Origin of the sequence: Sinorhizobium chiapasense (assembly GCF_036488675.1) — a bacterium.
Lineage (GTDB): Bacteria > Pseudomonadota > Alphaproteobacteria > Rhizobiales > Rhizobiaceae > Sinorhizobium > Sinorhizobium chiapasense.
Map to the genome: position 1 here is coordinate 298,582 of NZ_CP133151.1, position 15,443 is coordinate 314,024.

15 protein-coding genes and 3 pseudogenes are annotated in these 15,443 nt (G+C 59.2%); 3 read left to right on the plus strand and 15 right to left on the minus strand.

The window, feature by feature from the left end; translation table 11 throughout:
- The first annotated feature begins 133 nt into the window (after positions 1-133).
- Positions 134-753 (plus strand): annotated as a pseudogene (locus RB548_RS24055) (IS6 family transposase).
- A 381-nt stretch (positions 754-1,134) separates the two neighbouring features.
- Here the strand turns inward: RB548_RS24055 and RB548_RS24060 are convergent.
- The 3 genes from RB548_RS24060 to RB548_RS24065 form a co-directional block, all read right to left on the minus strand.
- Complete coding sequence (locus RB548_RS24060; RefSeq protein ID WP_331375486.1) at positions 1,135-1,305, minus strand: hypothetical protein; 171 nt, start codon at positions 1,303-1,305, stop codon at positions 1,135-1,137.
- Positions 1,259-1,513: a DDE-type integrase/transposase/recombinase gene (locus tag RB548_RS32280; protein ID WP_408642458.1), complete on the minus strand. Its 255-nt coding sequence runs from the start codon at positions 1,511-1,513 to the stop codon at positions 1,259-1,261. Before RB548_RS32280 ends, RB548_RS24060 begins: the two co-directional genes overlap by 47 nt.
- 345 nt (positions 1,514-1,858) lie before the next feature.
- Positions 1,859-2,089, minus strand: a complete 231-nt coding sequence (locus RB548_RS24065; protein ID WP_331375487.1) for a hypothetical protein — start codon at positions 2,087-2,089, stop codon at positions 1,859-1,861.
- 26 nt (positions 2,090-2,115) lie between these two features.
- Here RB548_RS24065 and RB548_RS24070 point away from each other — a divergent pair.
- Together RB548_RS24070 and RB548_RS24075 are read left to right on the plus strand one after the other, a co-directional pair.
- Positions 2,116-2,663, plus strand: a pseudogene (locus tag RB548_RS24070) (IS21 family transposase); the annotation flags it as partial.
- A 215-nt stretch (positions 2,664-2,878) separates the two neighbouring features.
- Positions 2,879-3,895: a helix-turn-helix transcriptional regulator gene (locus tag RB548_RS24075; protein WP_331375488.1), complete on the plus strand. Its 1,017-nt coding sequence runs from the start codon at positions 2,879-2,881 to the stop codon at positions 3,893-3,895.
- Between the two features lie 491 nt (positions 3,896-4,386).
- Here the strand turns inward: RB548_RS24075 and RB548_RS24080 are convergent, their stop codons facing one another.
- The 12 genes and pseudogenes from RB548_RS24080 to nifD form a co-directional block, all read right to left on the minus strand.
- Positions 4,387-5,400, minus strand: coding sequence for a 1-aminocyclopropane-1-carboxylate deaminase (locus RB548_RS24080; protein WP_331375489.1), 1,014 nt, complete (start codon positions 5,398-5,400; stop codon positions 4,387-4,389).
- A 339-nt stretch (positions 5,401-5,739) separates the two neighbouring features.
- Positions 5,740-5,997 carry an exopolysaccharide production repressor protein gene (locus tag RB548_RS24085; protein ID WP_331375490.1) on the minus strand — a complete coding sequence of 86 codons (258 nt, stop codon included), beginning with the start codon at positions 5,995-5,997 and terminating at the stop codon, positions 5,740-5,742.
- Positions 5,998-6,024: 27 nt separating this feature from the next.
- Positions 6,025-6,342, minus strand: a complete 318-nt coding sequence (fdxB, locus tag RB548_RS24090; protein ID WP_331375491.1) for a ferredoxin III, nif-specific — start codon at positions 6,340-6,342, stop codon at positions 6,025-6,027.
- The gene (locus RB548_RS24095) at positions 6,339-6,542 is read right to left on the minus strand and encodes a CCE_0567 family metalloprotein (protein WP_331375492.1); all 204 of its coding nucleotides are present in this window, start codon (positions 6,540-6,542) and stop codon (positions 6,339-6,341) included. The genes fdxB and RB548_RS24095 overlap by 4 nt, the downstream gene beginning before the upstream one ends.
- A 25-nt stretch (positions 6,543-6,567) precedes the next feature.
- A pseudogene (locus tag RB548_RS24100) lies at positions 6,568-7,051 on the minus strand (NifX-associated nitrogen fixation protein).
- Between the two features lie 499 nt (positions 7,052-7,550).
- The gene (locus RB548_RS24105) at positions 7,551-8,249 is read right to left on the minus strand and encodes a winged helix-turn-helix transcriptional regulator (RefSeq protein ID WP_331375493.1); all 699 of its coding nucleotides are present in this window, start codon (positions 8,247-8,249) and stop codon (positions 7,551-7,553) included.
- Between the two features lie 92 nt (positions 8,250-8,341).
- Entirely contained in the window at positions 8,342-8,830 is a 489-nt protein-coding gene (locus RB548_RS24110; protein WP_331375494.1) for a NifX-associated nitrogen fixation protein, read from the minus strand.
- Between the two features lie 3 nt (positions 8,831-8,833).
- Positions 8,834-9,328: a nitrogen fixation protein NifX gene (nifX, locus tag RB548_RS24115; protein WP_331375761.1), complete on the minus strand. Its 495-nt coding sequence runs from the start codon at positions 9,326-9,328 to the stop codon at positions 8,834-8,836.
- Between the two features lie 10 nt (positions 9,329-9,338).
- Positions 9,339-10,670 (minus strand): nitrogenase iron-molybdenum cofactor biosynthesis protein NifN, encoded by a 1,332-nt coding sequence (gene nifN / locus RB548_RS24120; protein WP_331375495.1) that lies wholly within the window; start codon positions 10,668-10,670, stop codon positions 9,339-9,341.
- Positions 10,667-12,166, minus strand: coding sequence for a nitrogenase iron-molybdenum cofactor biosynthesis protein NifE (gene nifE, locus RB548_RS24125; RefSeq protein ID WP_331375496.1), 1,500 nt, complete (start codon positions 12,164-12,166; stop codon positions 10,667-10,669). Before nifE ends, nifN begins: the two co-directional genes overlap by 4 nt.
- A 61-nt stretch (positions 12,167-12,227) precedes the next feature.
- Complete coding sequence (gene nifK / locus RB548_RS24130; RefSeq protein WP_331375497.1) at positions 12,228-13,769, minus strand: nitrogenase molybdenum-iron protein subunit beta; 1,542 nt, start codon at positions 13,767-13,769, stop codon at positions 12,228-12,230.
- 123 nt (positions 13,770-13,892) lie between these two features.
- Positions 13,893-15,395 (minus strand): nitrogenase molybdenum-iron protein alpha chain, encoded by a 1,503-nt coding sequence (gene nifD, locus RB548_RS24135; RefSeq protein ID WP_331375498.1) that lies wholly within the window; start codon positions 15,393-15,395, stop codon positions 13,893-13,895.
- Positions 15,396-15,443: the final 48 nt, after the last annotated feature.

A 15,443-nucleotide genomic window follows, 5' to 3' on the forward strand; every position in this document is an offset into this window, starting at 1 on the left:
GACGGGCTGGCGCCGCGATTTCCATCCCTATCCTCGGCGTTATGAACTTAACTCGCGTCGGGGATTTGCGGCTTAGACCGACGTCAGGAACACCGCACCCGTCCGCTACAAGCGCCATCGTTACCCGCCGCAGATCATCGCCAATGCAGTCTGGCTCTACTCCAGGTTCCCCTTGAGCCTGCGTCTGGTCGAGGAAATGCTGCTGGAGCGCGGCATCGTGGTTTCGTATGAGACAATCCGCCGGTGGGCATCAAGTTCGGTCGGGATTACACCCGCCCGCTTGTGCCGCAAGCAGCACAGCCGAAACGATGTCTGGCACCTGGACGAGGTCGTCATCACCATCGCCGGCAAACACTGGTTGTGGCGCGCCGTCGATCAGGATGGCTATGTGCTCGACGAGATCGTCCAGAACCGCCGCAACGCCAAAGCGGCCAAGCGCTTGCTGACGCGGCTGCTGAAGAGGCAGGCGCCGCGCCGAAGCGCATGATCACCGACCAGCTGCGCTCCTACGGCGCAGCCAGGCGACAGGTGATGCTGGGCGTCGAGCATCGGTCGCACAACGGATTGAGCAACTGGGCGGAGAATGCACATGTGCCGCTGCGCGAACGGGAGCGGATTATGCGAGGCTTCCGATCACCAGGAGACTGCAACGCTTCGTCCGCCCCGCTCCGCTCAAAACGCTCCGCTCTCGCTACACATGTTCACCGCCGGCGGGCCATGGCGGAATGGAAAGCCGTGGCCGTGGTCAGCTGACATCAGCGGCCGCAGGTCTCAACGCATGTGAATGCAGACAACGTGACATCGCCCCATGCGGCGATAGCTGCCGTCTCCGCGAAAAACGCCCCGAAACCAACGAAACAGTGGAATGTCATTCCCTCTTGAAGAACGTCGGTAGATCGCTCCAAACTGATATTGCTGCGTTCGGTCCAAGGGGCACCAGCTTGATATCCGGTTCGCTGCCAGGCTCCGTTGTGCGCGTCGCGGGCACTGGCATGGCTGTGGAGTTCGAGAACGGGCGCGACCAGCGCCGCGATGTTGCGACGGGCGGGTCCTCAGCAATGTATCCTCTGTTGTTGTCTATGCCGCCGCAAATTTCCCCAAAAGTTGGAGTGAGCCCCTTGGGGTGGACACGGATCAGGCTGCTGATTTGCCAGTCTGCCGGATGTGTTGATCCTCGAACTGTTTGGGGCTCAAGTAGCCGAGCGCTGAATGGAGCCGGCGCTTGTTGTAGACCTCCTCGATGAAGTGCGGAAGATGTTCAGTTATGCCATCTGATAGACCGCCTTCGACCTTCAGCGTTTTCATGAAGCTCGCGGCCGTAGCGTTGTCGTAAGGTTCCCCGGCGACCCATCGAGCCGATTAGGGCGTTTGGGGCCAGTGTCTCGCGGTAGCGCTCGGCAGCATACTGCGAGCGGCGGTCCGAATGGTGGACCATGCCCGGCGGCGGCTTTCTCCGGTCAATGGCCGCCTTTAAGGCTGCAACCGTCAGCCGGGCGTCGATCGACCGACCGATGGCCTAGCCGACGATCAAGGCGGCGGTTCATTGCCACCACCGACAGTGACCACGACGGCCCGATCTTCCCGAACCTGGCCAAGGACATCACCTATGTCGCCTTGCCGGCCCGGTTCATCTGCGTCGCTATCATCCTTGATATCTGGTCGCGGTTTATAGCCGTAGAACTCGAACTCGTCTCAGATCGCGAACATCGCTTCGACGACCGCAGTGTCGTCGGCGGCCTTTCTGGGTGGTCATAACAAGTGGAGCGCGCGATTCCCACCAGCCGGCATCCTTCCGCGACGGATGCCGCGGGGCCGGTGATGACGGATGTAGTCCCGTTTTTCGGCAGTGGTATGCTTTTTAGAGCCCCTTTAGGAACTCCAACTCCAACTCCAGCGCCTGCTTGCCGACCAGCCGCTCCAGCGCCGCGATCCGGCCCTCGTATTCCTGGATGAGGTCGGCGGCCTGCGCATCGTCGTCAAATGCGCCTTGCTCGTCCTTCTGAATCCAGGTGCGGATACGGTTGCGCGACGCGTCGTGGCGTTTTGCCAGAGCATGCAGCGTTTCGTCGGCGAGGAATTCCCGCGCCACCTGACATTTGAATTCGGCGCGGTTACAGCGGAGGGTACGGTCCGCTCTACTACGCGCCGGGCGAGGCCTACCAGTTCGACTGGAGCCACGAGATCGTCTTGATCAACGGTGTCACTGTGACGGTGAAGGTCGCCCATCTCCGTTTCTGCCACAGCCGGACGCTGTTCGACGCGCACGACAAGGCCTTCGCCTTCTTCCGCGGCACCTGCACGCGCGGCATCTACGACAACATGAAGAGGCGGTAGAGACGGTCTTCGTCGGCAAGGACCGGCAATACAATCCCCGCTTCCTGCAGGTGGGCAGCCACTATCTGGTCCACCCGGTCGCCTGCACGCCCGCATCCGGGTGGGAGAAGGGACAGGTCGAGAACCAGTTGGTCTCGTGCGCGAGTCCTTCTTCACGCCGCGCCTGCGCGTCAAAAGCCTGGAGGAACTGAACGGCTGGCGCATCGTCATCCCGAGCAGACCGACCGGACGATCTGGCAGGCCTTAGAGGTCGAGCGCGGCTCGCTGGTCGGTTATGCCGGACCGTTCGACCTTTCCACTCGACCTCGGTCTCGGTGTCGAAGACCTGCACGGCCGCTTCCGCTCCGCCCATGCGTCCGGCATCACTCACGGCGCCGCCGCACGCTGCTGATGAGCGAAACGGAGGCCGCAAGGCGTGGCATCACCCCGCTGGCGGGCTCGCCCTCCGTGGCGCTCACTCCCATTTGACAACGAGGCAAAATCGATTAATTTTTGTTACAAAACAGTTACACAAAACAGTTACACTTGGGAGGAGTGGGAGCGTATGAATGCCCTTGAGCAAATCGCTTGGGCGAAGGAATTCGAGGAGGTCCTTGCCCCGCCGGAAATGGCTGGATTCGGGCGCCGCTGGATACCGCCTTCCAGGTATGCGGCGGGTCACGAAGACTGTTTCCAGATAGAGCCCAGCTTTCTGCTGACGACCAAGCACTTCAGGATGCGCGAAGAATGCTTCGAGACCCATCGGGGCACCGACCGCTTGGTGTTCCTCTATCATTTGGACGGACGCCGTACCATCTCCCCATCAAGGGGCGAAGCACTTAAGCTACAGAAGCCCACCTTGGTCGCCTACTTCCACCCCAAAGGCGTCGACGCGATAAGTCAATGGGCCGAAAGCCAGTCGGAGACGGCGCTGGCTCTCGGCTTTGACCCGCAAGATCCGCCACGTGTTGTGGCCGAATTTTCTGATCAGCTAACGGTCCTGCAGGACCTGATGCACGATGCTGCCGGCCGATTTACCTGGATCGAGCTTCCGATCTGTTCGGAAATGGAGAAGGTCGCGAGATCAGTCATATTTCGCAGCATCGGTCAGCATTTTGTGCATCATTATGTCTCGGCAAAGGCCAAGGAGTTGCTTTGCATCACTTTAGACAATCTACTTTCACCGCGTTTTGTAAAATCTGGCACCGCCCTCGGTATGGACGAGCGGATGGAACGCCTTAAAACCATATTTGACGGAGATTTAAAGAGCAAACTTCCGATCTGTAAGCTCGCAGAGGAATTCAACATCTCGAGCCGGAGCGTCAACAAGGCGTTCGCGGATCGATACGGCATCAACGCCTCCGATTACCGGGCTATGGTGCGCTTGTCAAAGGCTGTCGATCTCCTCGTCAACACCACGATGCCGCTGAAGATGATCGCCTACGAAGTCGGCTACGACCATGCTTCCAACTTCTGCCTGGCGTTCAAGAAGCACTACGGCTACACGCCCAAGGAAATTAGAAGAAGCGGTCTATTGCAGGATGCCGCCCAATCTGAGACGATGGCGGGGTCTCCGGATTAAGGGCCGCGTGCTGATTTCGTTCAAGCTTGGCGCTCGTTGCTGGCAACGCGGTCAGCGGCTGGGTTGGTGAGAACCATCGGCTTCGCTCAATCTATTTTGAAGCGTCGTGACAATCCGTTGTCATGACCTTTGCCGTGAGCGTGCTCGACCATTTCGATGCAGTCCGGATTGAGCCAAGCCAAGGCTCGGAGTGCCCCAGCAAACCTAATGTCGCCAGAGGTTGGTACGCGCGCCAGACAACGCTTGAACTCGTCAATACAAAGATGCTGAATCAAAGTCAGATACTTCTTTTTTCCGGTCGGCGAACTTGTCCTGTGGGCAATAAGCACATCCGAGGATGCAGTCTGTTGTCGTGGATATTCCCTAACTCAGTCGATGAATCCAACTCCTCCGGTTCCCCAAGAAGATCCCAACGCAGCAATCTGGCAGAACCCAATAGAAAAGAAATCATTTCTACTCTGCAGTACGGCAAAATCGAAATCTGTCGAGCGTTAGCCGTCGCGAAAGGTGTAGCTGTAGCCGTTGATCGCCGGAGCGCCGCCGAGATGCGCGTAGAGGACTCGCGACCCGTCTGGAAAGAACCCCTTCTGGGTGAGGTCAACCAAACCTTGCATTGATTTGCCCTCGTAGATAGGGTCGATAATTATGCCCTCGAGCCGCGCACACAGGCGGATGGCATCCTTCGTTCCCTCGGACGGAATGCCATAACACGGGTACGCGTACTCTTCGAGCAACACCACGTCATCGTCAGCGATTTCCGTGCCGAGGTTGACAAGCTCTGCGGTATGCCGGGCAATTTGTTGCACCTGCGCCTTGGTTCCAACGGGGGTAGCCGAGGCATCGATACCGATCACGTTGCACTGTCGCCCGTCTTTGGCGAACCCAACCACCATGCCGGCTTGCGTTGAACCCGTAACGGTGCAAACCACGACATAGTCAAAGGCAAATCCAAGCTGCTTCTCCTGTACGCGCACCTCTTCCGCAAACCCGACATAGCCGAGACCGCCATACTTGTGAACCGACGCACCGGCTGGGATCGCATAGGGTCTACCGCCCCTTTGCGTCACCTCGTCTAGCGCCTGTTCCCAACTGCGGCGGATGCCGACGTCAAAGCCCTCATCAACCAGACAAACCTCTGCTCCCATGATCCGACTCAAGAGAATGTTGCCGACGCGGTCGTAAACGGCATCCTCATGCGGCACCCAACTCTCCTGTACGAGGAGGCACTTCATGCCGATCTTAGCGGCGACTGCGGCGACCATCCGCGTATGGTTCGACTGCACACCGCCGACGGAGACAAGCGTATCGGCCTTGGACGCGATCGCGTCCGGGATGATGTATTCCAGCTTGCGGAGCTTGTTTCCACCGAACGCGAGACCCGAATTGCAGTCCTCGCGTTTGGCGTAGATCTCCACCTTTCCCCCTAGATTCTTGCTGAGGCGGTCAAGTTTCTCGATGGGCGTAGGCCCAAAGGTAAGCGGGTAGCGTTCGAACCTATCCAGCATGTTCTCTCCAATGTTATGTAATCGAGCTGAAGCTCGTTATGCGCACGCGCTCTAAGGGCGTTTTTCTTGCTTGAGGTCGACTGAGCTCTTCAATGTCCCAGATCGGCCCCGTTGGTATTTCCAGCGACGCCGAAGCAATCACACTCCGGAGTACCAGCGACGTCTACGGAGCGGGAAAGCGCATCACCCTCGCGTTGGAACGATCTGAATGCGGCATTCGCTCAGTGACGATGTCAATGGCTCGTCCAAAGTAGCGCGAGTCTGAGCTCTGTTTTGTCATTGTCCGCCCGAGCGAGCGGCGACGTGCTACGCGTTTGACCAAGGGGCATCTCGGACGTTTCATTCATCACGCTCATGATACTCTTGCGCCTGGCAGCGAACTTTCCGGCAGTGCTCAGCCCTTTGCGCTCCTTTCTGAGCGCAGCCATACCGCCAGATCAGAAACAGCAAGCTTCCGAAATAAGCGACCTGGAGAAGCAGCCAACTGACGAGCGTTATGACCACTACTTTGCGGATGGAAAGCGAGAGGAAGTAGACCGCTAGCGCGTTGTTGCACAGGACCAGCAGCAGGACGCGACAGAAGACTCTGAAGTGCACAGCCGTTCTCCTGGTTTGTCCATCGGATCATGCCGCGAGCTTGTCAGCCGCAACATGGGTCTGGCAGTTCTTCGGGCACACGCGGGCGCAGGCTCCGCAACCGATGCAGCGGCCCGCTTGGTCGACGACCATGATCATGCGATTTAGCTCACCATCGAAGTCGTCGTCCTCGTCATCGGAGATACCGAGGATTTCACCCGCGTCATCGACCCCGTAAAGGTGCATGACGTCGCGAGAGCAGACCTTGAAGCAGCGGCCACAGCCGATGCAGGTGGCGCCATCGATAGCGGTCATATATTCCGGCATCCAGTGCGAGCCGTCGCGGGTGAGGAAAGGGCTCGTCACGATGAGTTCTCCAAAGCACTGAGCTCTCTCTTCGCAGCGTCCAACTCGGCAAAGGCCCGAAACGTTTTCTCGGCGACCATTTTGATCTCGGTCCAGTTGCCTGGGAGGTCCTCGGCGAGGTCGTGCAATTCCATCTTCGCCGTTCCCGCTCGCGACTGCAGCTTTCGGACCTTCTTCCGCTGTTCTTCAAGGTCTGACATGACATACTTCCTCGTACCGGTCCTGTCACGCCCGTGCCACGTTTGGATAGGCTTCAATGGCCGCGACCACATCATCGACCAGTTTCGCACCTGCCTCAGCGAGTTTGCGAAGCGTATGAAAGCCGAACCGATGGACGTCGCGAAGGGTCTTGGAGAGAACGACCAACCGCCCCGTCGTGAGGAGTACGCGGCCGAAGCCCTCATGGTTCATCATCATGGTCGACGATACCACTAGGCCGGAGCGTTGCTCGATCACAAGCCCAACGCAGGTGCAGAAAATCTGGAGCCTCCACAGCACGGGTCGGGATCGCCGAGGATTGGGATCTCACGCGCTGCTTCTTGGTGACGATGAAGTCGGCCAGCAGCTCAGCAGCCGCCTTACCTTCCCACGATCCGTAGGAATCCTGCGCACGGATCAACCGCATGAGGCACTTGAGGAAAGGCGTGGCAAGGGCCGTCTCGTCCTCGTGCACAGCAGGGCCATCCGCGGTAGCTTTCGGTCTTTTCATCGTTCAGTCCTCATCCTCAAAGGACGAATTCATTCGGCTACGCCTGCTTCGGGCATACTTGCGCGGGGCGGTCTATTTCACGCAATGATGTCCCCGTGACCGACCTGGACGCGTCCTCATCTGCGAGATTGCCGGCTGGAAGTTGGTGAGGACCTCGCCACGCAGCCAGTTCTCCACTTTGATCGAGGGAGTCGGCGACTCCATCTGTGATACCATGTTGCTCTCCAGAGCTATTGCCAAAGGTTGCGTGACTTCATGCGAGCTTGTTTCCCTCTTAGAGAGGGGGCGCACGGGTTCACGACGTCCGCGTGCAGCCAGCCTTCACTGAGTGTGGCCGCATCTCAAATAGCAAGGGCCGTGCCACAGGCTCGGCGCGCAGTAAGTGCATGTTTACGCCTTAAAAAAGACTCCATGTGCCACGATGGCCGGTTGTACTGAACCCGACATGTTTCTGCCGCTGTCAGGTTTTGGACACGCATGCGCTTCACCCGTTCGCTATTTAGCCGTCGGGTACCTCGAGCGAGTAGCCGGCGGACCTGATGGTACGAATGACGCTGCCGGGCGAGGCTGTCTTCAGCGCCTTTCTGATCCGGCTGATATGGACGTCGACGGTGCGTGCACCGATATGAATATTGTCCGGCCAGGCCGCGTCAATGAGCTCGTCTCGGCTGAAGACCTTGCCAGGAGCTTCAAGCAAATGCCGCAGCAGGTTGAACTCGATCGGTCCGAGATGGATTTCGTGGCCATTACCGCGAACTCTGTGGGCATCGAGCTTCATCTCAAGGCTGCCGCAGCAGAGCCAACTGCCGATACCGTTTTCACCCCGCTTTGGCAGCGCCAGCTTCGTCCGCAGACAGTCAAGCAGCTTGGCCGGCGCGATTGGCCGCACAAAACTCTCGTCAATGCCTGCCTTCAAGAGATCGAGGTGTTGGTTCTCCGCGCCGGGCGCGATCAGGGCAATAACGGGCAGGCCGCCGGCCCGGGGGTCCCCCTTGAGCCGGGCGCAGATTGTGGAGCCTGTCGCGCTTGCAGGCCCGCAGTCCAGCACTACCGCCTGAAGCTCCCTTTCCTCGGCCAATGCAAGTGCTTCCTCCGCACTGCCTGCCGGCTCACTCGTGAAGCCGTCCACCCCCAGAATGTGGCTGAGGAACAGATACAACTCTGCATCTTGCGAACAGATCAGGACCAGTGGCTTCATCAGCGCTACCCCGAGACCGACTCGGTTGAGTGGGCTGGGCATCGCATGTCCTCAAGGCCCGACATGATCCCCTTGTTCGAAAATCGGTCCCGTCACGCCCGCGCCACGTCTGGATAGGTTTCGATGGCCGCGACCGCATTATCGACCAGTTCCGCACCTGCCTCAGCGAATTTGCGAAGCGTGTCGAAGCCGAACCGATGGACGTCGCGAAGGGTCTTCGACAGAACGACCAACCGCCCTGTCGTGAGAAGTATGCGGCCAAAGCCCTCATGGTTCATCATCATGGTCGACGATACCACCAGGCCGGAGCGCTGCTCGATCACAAGCCCCACGCAGGTATAGAAGATCTGGAGCCTCCACAGCACGTCCGGGTCGGGATCGCCGATGATCGGGATCTCACGGCGCTGCTCCTTGGTGACGATGAAGTCGGCCAGCAGCTTAGCATCCGCCTTGCCTTCCCACGATCCGTAGGAATCCTGTGCACGGATCAGTCGCATGAGGCATTTGAGGAAAGGTGTGGCAAGGGCCGTCTCGTCCGCGTCGACAGCAGGACCATCCGCAGTGGCTTTCGGTGTTCTCATCGTTCAGTCCTCATCCTCGAAGGGTTTCTTTTCGGCGGCACCTGCTTCCGTCAGCACCTTGCGCAGCCAAGGCGGAGGAGCCGTCCGGAGCATTGTCCGGATTCGCGACAGCACATCTTCAATGGATTGAGGCTGCGGCACTTTGATTGGATGGATTTTCGCCGAAATCACCTTGGCTGCCGAAGGACCGCCGATCGCCAGACAAAATAGCAGGTGACAGCCCTTCAATGCCTCCACTTTCGGAGTAATTCGGTCATCGCCGTCAATCCGGTGCTTCCCGCTTTCATCGGAAACATCTTCAAAGGCGACGGCTTCCACGAAATTCCAGTCATCGGAGGTCACGTCATAGACAGCGAAGCGCTTGGCCGATCCGAAATGGGCGTTGAGGCTCTTCATATCTTGCGTGGCGATCGCGACGCGCAAGGCACCAGCTTGCCGTTGCGGCATCAGTGGGTGAACCCGGTCAGCGGCGAGCGAAAGGCGACGAACGGAAGTCATCTGGCGTTTCTCATTTGCGGAGTGACTCGGGCGTCGGCGCGTGCTGGTTGGCCTGGAAGATGTTTGCAACATCGAAGATCAGGTCGCGCGTCCCCTGATAGAGGATCGTGAGCTTATGCTGGCTGCCGAGTCGGTCGAAGATCGGGAAACCGATGCGCATGAGCGGAATACCAAGGCGCTCGGCCGCCTGGCGTCCGTGCGAATGGGTGACGAGAAGGTCAGCGCCCGGGGCAAGACCTTCGAGATCGCCAAGATCGCCGACCTGGACCTGTCCGGCCGGCACTTTCTTGAGAATTTTCGAGGTGCCGGTCGTGGTGACGGCCGCCGCGATCTCGGCGCCCATGCCGGTGAAGAAAGTCGCGAGCTGGTAAAGCTGGTCCGGCTCGGCGGCGATGGCAATCTTTTTGCCGCCAAAATGAAAGTGTCCGTCGAGCAAGGCGTCCTGAAGCTGTGCGCGGCGACGGCGGATTATCGCTGGCGCTGGCGCACGGGAGATTGAAGAAAGCAGCGAGACGAAACGGTCTGTGTCCTTCAATCCGGTAAGGGAATGAAACAAGGCATAAGGCACGCCGGTCAGTCTTTGCAGCACCTCCGCGGGGCGGCGCATATGCTCGCCGATTGCGATGCATTGCACCGCCGTGCCAAGCTCTTCAATGTCCTTAACCGTGGTGCCGCCATAGGTGGTCGGTACCCAGCGGTCGTCTGGCACCGTCCCGTCGAGCGAGCCAGAGAGGTCGGGCAAAATCACTGGCTTGAAGCCGAAGCTTTCCATCGTTTCGCGCAAAAGCTCGATGTCAGCGACCGTGAGGTTCCAGCCTGGCAAGATCGCAACCTTCTTCGACTGCCGAACCCGCTCACCGCGCAGCGTAATCCTTTGGATCATCGCGGTGACCGCTTGGGCCCAACCCTCCTCAATCGCACCATGGAAATCCGGCGTGTTGGCCAGAACGATCTCCGTGCCTGCGAGTTCTTTAGCGTGCATCATCTTGATGTTCGCGAGATCCCTTGCGAAATCCTCGCCACGGGTTTCAATCAGCGCGGTGGTACAGACGCCGATCAGTTTCGGATTCGTACGGGTCTTTAGATTGAGGATCGCTTCCTCCAGATGGTCCATGCCACCGAGGATCGTCGCCATCTCGTCCATCGCCGTGGTCTGCAAGGGAACGGCTTCCTTAAAGTGCCGCACGAGAAGTACCAGCGCAAAGCTGGTGCAGCCCTGGCTGCCGTGGAAGAGCGGTACCGCACCGTCGATCCCGAGAAACGCGAGCGCGGCACCCAGTGGCTGAGACGACTTTAGCGGATTGACCGCCGCCGATTTGGTTTGGGGAAGAATGCGGGTCATCGCCTTTCCTCAACGTTCGCCGAAGCCGTCGGCTGTTGCGCGGATACTTTTTTGAAGGCATGGACGGTCTCGATCTCAGGTGTGCTTGGCAGCTCGTGCTCTACAGCAGGTTGGTATTCCCACGGTGCCGGCTCCCGCACCTGGCGCCAGATCGGGTTGTGAATGGCAAGGTCGATCTGGCGCACGAGTTCCACCATGCCGTCATAGCCGGCATAGGGGTGGCAACGCTCCTGGTTGATGTCCAGCCAAGGTGTCTTGGCCTTCAGCGCGATGAATTGCGTGCGCCCGCCAGACAGCATGATGTCGGCCTTGTCTTCCGAGAGCATGGCGTAAAGATCGCGGGGCGCCATCGATTCAAACATATGGTTCTCGTCCTTGAGGATCTGCTTGATGCGTTCCTTGTCTTCGGCCGTCGATTTCTTGACGGAGGTGCCGACGATCTCGATGCCGATCTCCATCAGCGCATGGACGACCGACCAGGATTTCACCCCGCCGGTGTTAAGCAGCACGCGCTTGCCTTTAAGCCTCGGCCGGTATGCTTCAAGCCTCTTCCACGCAATCGCCTCCTCCTCCGCGATCAGGGTCTCCGTGCGCTCAAGGATCTGCGGATCGGTGCCCTTCTTCACGAGCAGCTTGGCGATCTGTCTGAGTGCATCCGACGTGTCGCTGATGCCGTAGAACGAGCCCTCAAAAAACGGGATGTCCCAGCGCTCCTCCATCTTGCGCGCGAGATTTATGAGCGCGGTCGAGCACACCATCATGGCCGCCTGGGCGCGGTGCGCCGAGGCAACGTCGAGGTAGCGCGCGTCGCCCGGAATGCAGGCGCGCACCCGGATGCCGAGCCGGTCAAGGAGCGGCTTCACCAGCCAGAACTCGCCGGAAAGGTTGAATTCGCCAAGGATGTTGATGTCGTAAGGGCCGATATCGTCGGGCTCAACCGTGCCGATGACATGATCGAGCAACGCCTCGCCGGCGAGTTTGTTGCCGAGGTTTTTGGAGCCGACGAAGCCCGGTGTATTGACCGGCACCACCGGTAAGCCGCACTTTTCCGCAGCGCGCTTGCAGACCGCCTCGATGTCGTCGCCGATCAATGCCGTCACGCAGGTCGAATAGACGAAGATCGCTGGCGGGGCATAGGTTTCCTTAATCTCGCGGATCGCTTTGAAAAGCTTCCGCTCGCCCTGCCCCATCACCACGTCGAGTTCGGTCAGGTCGGTCGAGAAGCTTGTGCGCCATAGCGTTGGCCCCGACGAAGCTGCGCCGCGGTTGTCCCAGGAATTGCCCTCGCAGGCGATCGGTGCATGGATCAGATGCGCAACATCGGTGATCGGCTGCAGCACGATCTTGGCCCCGTCGAAAGCGCAGCCGCCGGCGGCCGCCCCGGGGGTCAGCGGCTTCGAACATCCCTTCTGGCGCGCCTTGGCATCCTTACCTAGATTCTTCTCGCAGGCGGGCTCATTGAAGACATCCTGGATTTTGGCAGTGAGCGGGAGCATCGCGCCGGACTCCAAGTCCATCTGAAGATGGCTGGCCTTTGGCGAAGGCCAACCGTCGTTCTTAGCGGGTGAGGTCATACGAATAGTCCGTCACACCTACCTTGATCGTTTCGCGATCGAGCTTGTCGAAGATCTTGTCGAGGATCGTCGTTAAGACGCGCAAGCCCCCTTGGTAGCCCATGAGAGGGAATCGATGATGATGGTGGCGGTCAAAGATCGGAAACATCAGCCGGATCAGCGGCGTATCGGTATCGCGCTCCAGATACTTGCCATAGGAATTGCCGATCAGCAGGTCCACCGGCTCGGTGAAGAGCAGCGAGCGCATCGCCCACAGATCCTTGCCCGCCCAAACCTGGCCATCCTTACCGAAGGGCGAGGATGCAAGCAGTTCCTTCATCTCGGCTTCCCAGGCTGGTGTGCCGTTGGTGGCGAGGCAGTGGATCGGCTCGCCGCCGGTCTCCATCACGAATCGTGCGACGGCGTAGACGAAGTCGGGATCGCCGTAGATCGCGTATTTCTTGCCGTGCAGCCAAGCCTGGCTATCCGCCATAGCGTCGACAAGTCGGCCGCGCTCCTTACCGATTGCCGTTGGGATATCCTTGCCGGAAATCTCCGAGACCTTCATCAGGAATTCGTCAGTCGCGTAGACACCAAGAGGATAATGGAATGAGGCCGTCGCCTGCCCGACCTCGTTGCAATATTCCAGCGTTTTGCGGGTGTTGTAGTGCTGCAGCGACAGCGTCGCTTCGGCATTGAGTGCCGCCCTCACGTCATCGATCATCGTGCCGCCGTCATACATGCGATAGATCCCGTCCGAAGGCGTGTCGAACTGGTCGGAAGCATCCTGAATGAAGGTGTAGGACACGCCCATCAGGTCGAGCAGGCGCTTCAATTCGCGGTTGTTGCCGACGCAGAAGCCGTCGAATCCCGGAATGATGTTTATCGTTCCAGCAGATTCCTTACGCTCCTGGCCCTTCCAGAAGTGCTCCAGGACGCCCTTGACCATGGCGTCATAGCCATCGACATGGCTGCCGACGAACGCTGGCGTGTGAGCGAAAGGAACATCGAAGTCGGCCGGGACTGAACCTTCGTTCTTGGCGTTCTCGATGAAGCCGTGCAGGTCGTCGCCAATCACCTCTGCCATACAGGTGGTCGAGACGGCAATCATCTTCGGGTCGTAGAGGCTATAGGTGTTGGCGAGTCCGTCGACCATGTTCTTCAGACCGCCGAACACCGCCGCGTCCTCGGTCATCGAGGACGAAACCGCTGATGAGGGCTCCTTGAAGTGTCGCGACAGATGCGAACGGTAATAGGCAACGCAGCCCTGGCTGCCATGGACGAAGGACATGGTCCGCTCGAAGCCCGCGGCCGCGAAGACGGCGCCTAGCGGCTGGCAGGCTTTGGCCGGGTTAACGACAAGCGCCTCGCGGGCGAGGTTCTTTTCGCGATACTCCCAGGTCTTGGTGTATTCGCGTTGATCGGTAACAATCTGATCCGGATGCGGACATTCGAAATTCAACTTCTTCTCGGCGAGCATCTTCCTGTATTCCGGCTCGCGGAACAGGGGAGCATGGTCGAGGACTTTTTCGGCCGACTGCGGCATGGGTGGTCACCTCTTTTCATCTGGCGCGCCAGACGGCGGCCACGACATCGAGACGTTTCAGGTTTCCCGCGGATCAAGGGTCACGGGCCTTCATCGGCCCCCCTGCTCCTGGGAGGCCATTTTTTATTCGGCCGCGACCGCTATCGGCGGCAGGGCCTTTTTCTTCCAGGGGGCGTCGTAGAGGTCCCAGACCGGGTTGTTGATGGCCAGATCCATGTCGCGGGCGAAGATGGCGAAGCCGTCATAGCCGTGATACGGGCCGGAATAATCCCAGGAGTGCATCTGACGGAACGGAATGCCCATCTTCTGCACCGGGTACTTCTCCTTGATGCCGGAGCCCACGAGGTCAGGTCGGATCCCCTCGATGAACTTTTCCAGCTCGTAACCGGTCACGTCGTCATAGATCAGCGTGCCGTTCTTCACGTAATGGCCGGTGCGCTGATAGTCGTCGTTGTGAGCGAACTCGTATCCGGTGCCAACTATCACCATGCCGAGGTCCTCGTAGGCCGTGATGACGTGCCGAGGGCGTAGGCCGCCGACATAGAGCATCACCGTCTTGCCTTCGAGGCGTGGCCAATACTTGTCCACGACCTCATCGACCAAGGGGCGATACTTGGCGATGACCGCCTCGGTCTTGTCCTCGATTGTCGGCCCGAAATGCTTGGCTATCTTGCGCAGAGAGGCTTCAATCTGGGAGGGACCAAAGAAATTGTATTCCATCCAGGGGATGCCGTACTTCTCCTCCATGTGCCGGCAGATGTAGTTCATTGACCGGTAGCAGTGGATGAGGTTGAGCTTGGCCTTCGGCGCGCGCTCTACCTCAGCAAGCGTCGCGTCCCCCGACCAGTTGCCGACCACGCGCAAGCCCACCTCCTCCAACAGGATGCGCGTAGCCCACGCATCGCCGCCGATATTGTAGTCGCCAATGACGTTAACGTCGTAACGGTCCGCCTCGAACTCGACTTCCCTCTTGTCGAAGACCCAGTCGCGGATCGAGTCGTTGGCAATGTGGTGACCAAGCGATTGCGAGACGCCGCGGAAGCCTTCGCAGCGCACCGGCACGATCGTCTTTTCGTGCTCCTTGGCCTTCTTGCGCGACACAGCCTCAATGTCGTCACCGATGAGGCCGATCGGGCATTCCGATTGGACGCTGATGCCATTGTTCAGGGGAAAAAGCTCCTCGATCTCGTCGATGATCTTTTCCAGCTTCTTGTCGCCGCCGAAAACGATGTCCTTCTCCTGAAAATCAGAAGTGAACTGCAGGGTCACAAAGCTGTCGATGCCCGTCGTACCGACGTAATAATTCCGGCGCTGCGACCAGGAATATTGACCGCAACCGACTGGCCCATGTGAGATGTGGACCATATCCTTGACCGGACCCCACACCACACCTTTGGAGCCGGCATAGGCGCAGCCGCGGATCGTCATCACGCCCGGAATGGACTTGATGTTCGACTTGACGCTGCATTCGGAGAGGACCTCGCTCTCCTCGTTGGCCTCCTCCCCGTTCGTCGCGACGCTGAGGTGTTTTTTGCGGCGCTTCGCCGCCTTGTCCGGATACTGCGACAGCACTTGCTTGATAAGCTCCTCATGGAGAGCGCCGTCATTCTCGTAGTCGAGGCTCATGGGGCCTGTTCCCTTTCAAGGTTCGGAGACGCCTCGCGGACGAGGCGT

Coding starts and splice junctions, on each gene's coding strand:
- RB548_RS24060 (WP_331375486.1), bottom strand. CDS start 1,305: ATGAAAACGCTGAAGGTCGAAGGCGGTCTATCAGATGGCATAACTGAA.
- RB548_RS24075 (WP_331375488.1), top strand. CDS start 2,879: ATGAATGCCCTTGAGCAAATCGCTTGGGCGAAGGAATTCGAGGAGGTC.
- RB548_RS24080 (WP_331375489.1), bottom strand. CDS start 5,400: ATGCTGGATAGGTTCGAACGCTACCCGCTTACCTTTGGGCCTACGCCC.
- RB548_RS24095 (WP_331375492.1), bottom strand. CDS start 6,542: ATGTCAGACCTTGAAGAACAGCGGAAGAAGGTCCGAAAGCTGCAGTCG.
- RB548_RS24105 (WP_331375493.1), bottom strand. CDS start 8,249: ATGAAGCCACTGGTCCTGATCTGTTCGCAAGATGCAGAGTTGTATCTG.
- RB548_RS24110 (WP_331375494.1), bottom strand. CDS start 8,830: ATGAGAACACCGAAAGCCACTGCGGATGGTCCTGCTGTCGACGCGGAC.
- nifX (WP_331375761.1), bottom strand. CDS start 9,328: ATGACTTCCGTTCGTCGCCTTTCGCTCGCCGCTGACCGGGTTCACCCA.
- nifN (WP_331375495.1), bottom strand. CDS start 10,670: ATGACCCGCATTCTTCCCCAAACCAAATCGGCGGCGGTCAATCCGCTA.
- nifE (WP_331375496.1), bottom strand. CDS start 12,166: ATGCTCCCGCTCACTGCCAAAATCCAGGATGTCTTCAATGAGCCCGCC.
- nifK (WP_331375497.1), bottom strand. CDS start 13,769: ATGCCGCAGTCGGCCGAAAAAGTCCTCGACCATGCTCCCCTGTTCCGC.
- nifD (WP_331375498.1), bottom strand. CDS start 15,395: ATGAGCCTCGACTACGAGAATGACGGCGCTCTCCATGAGGAGCTTATC.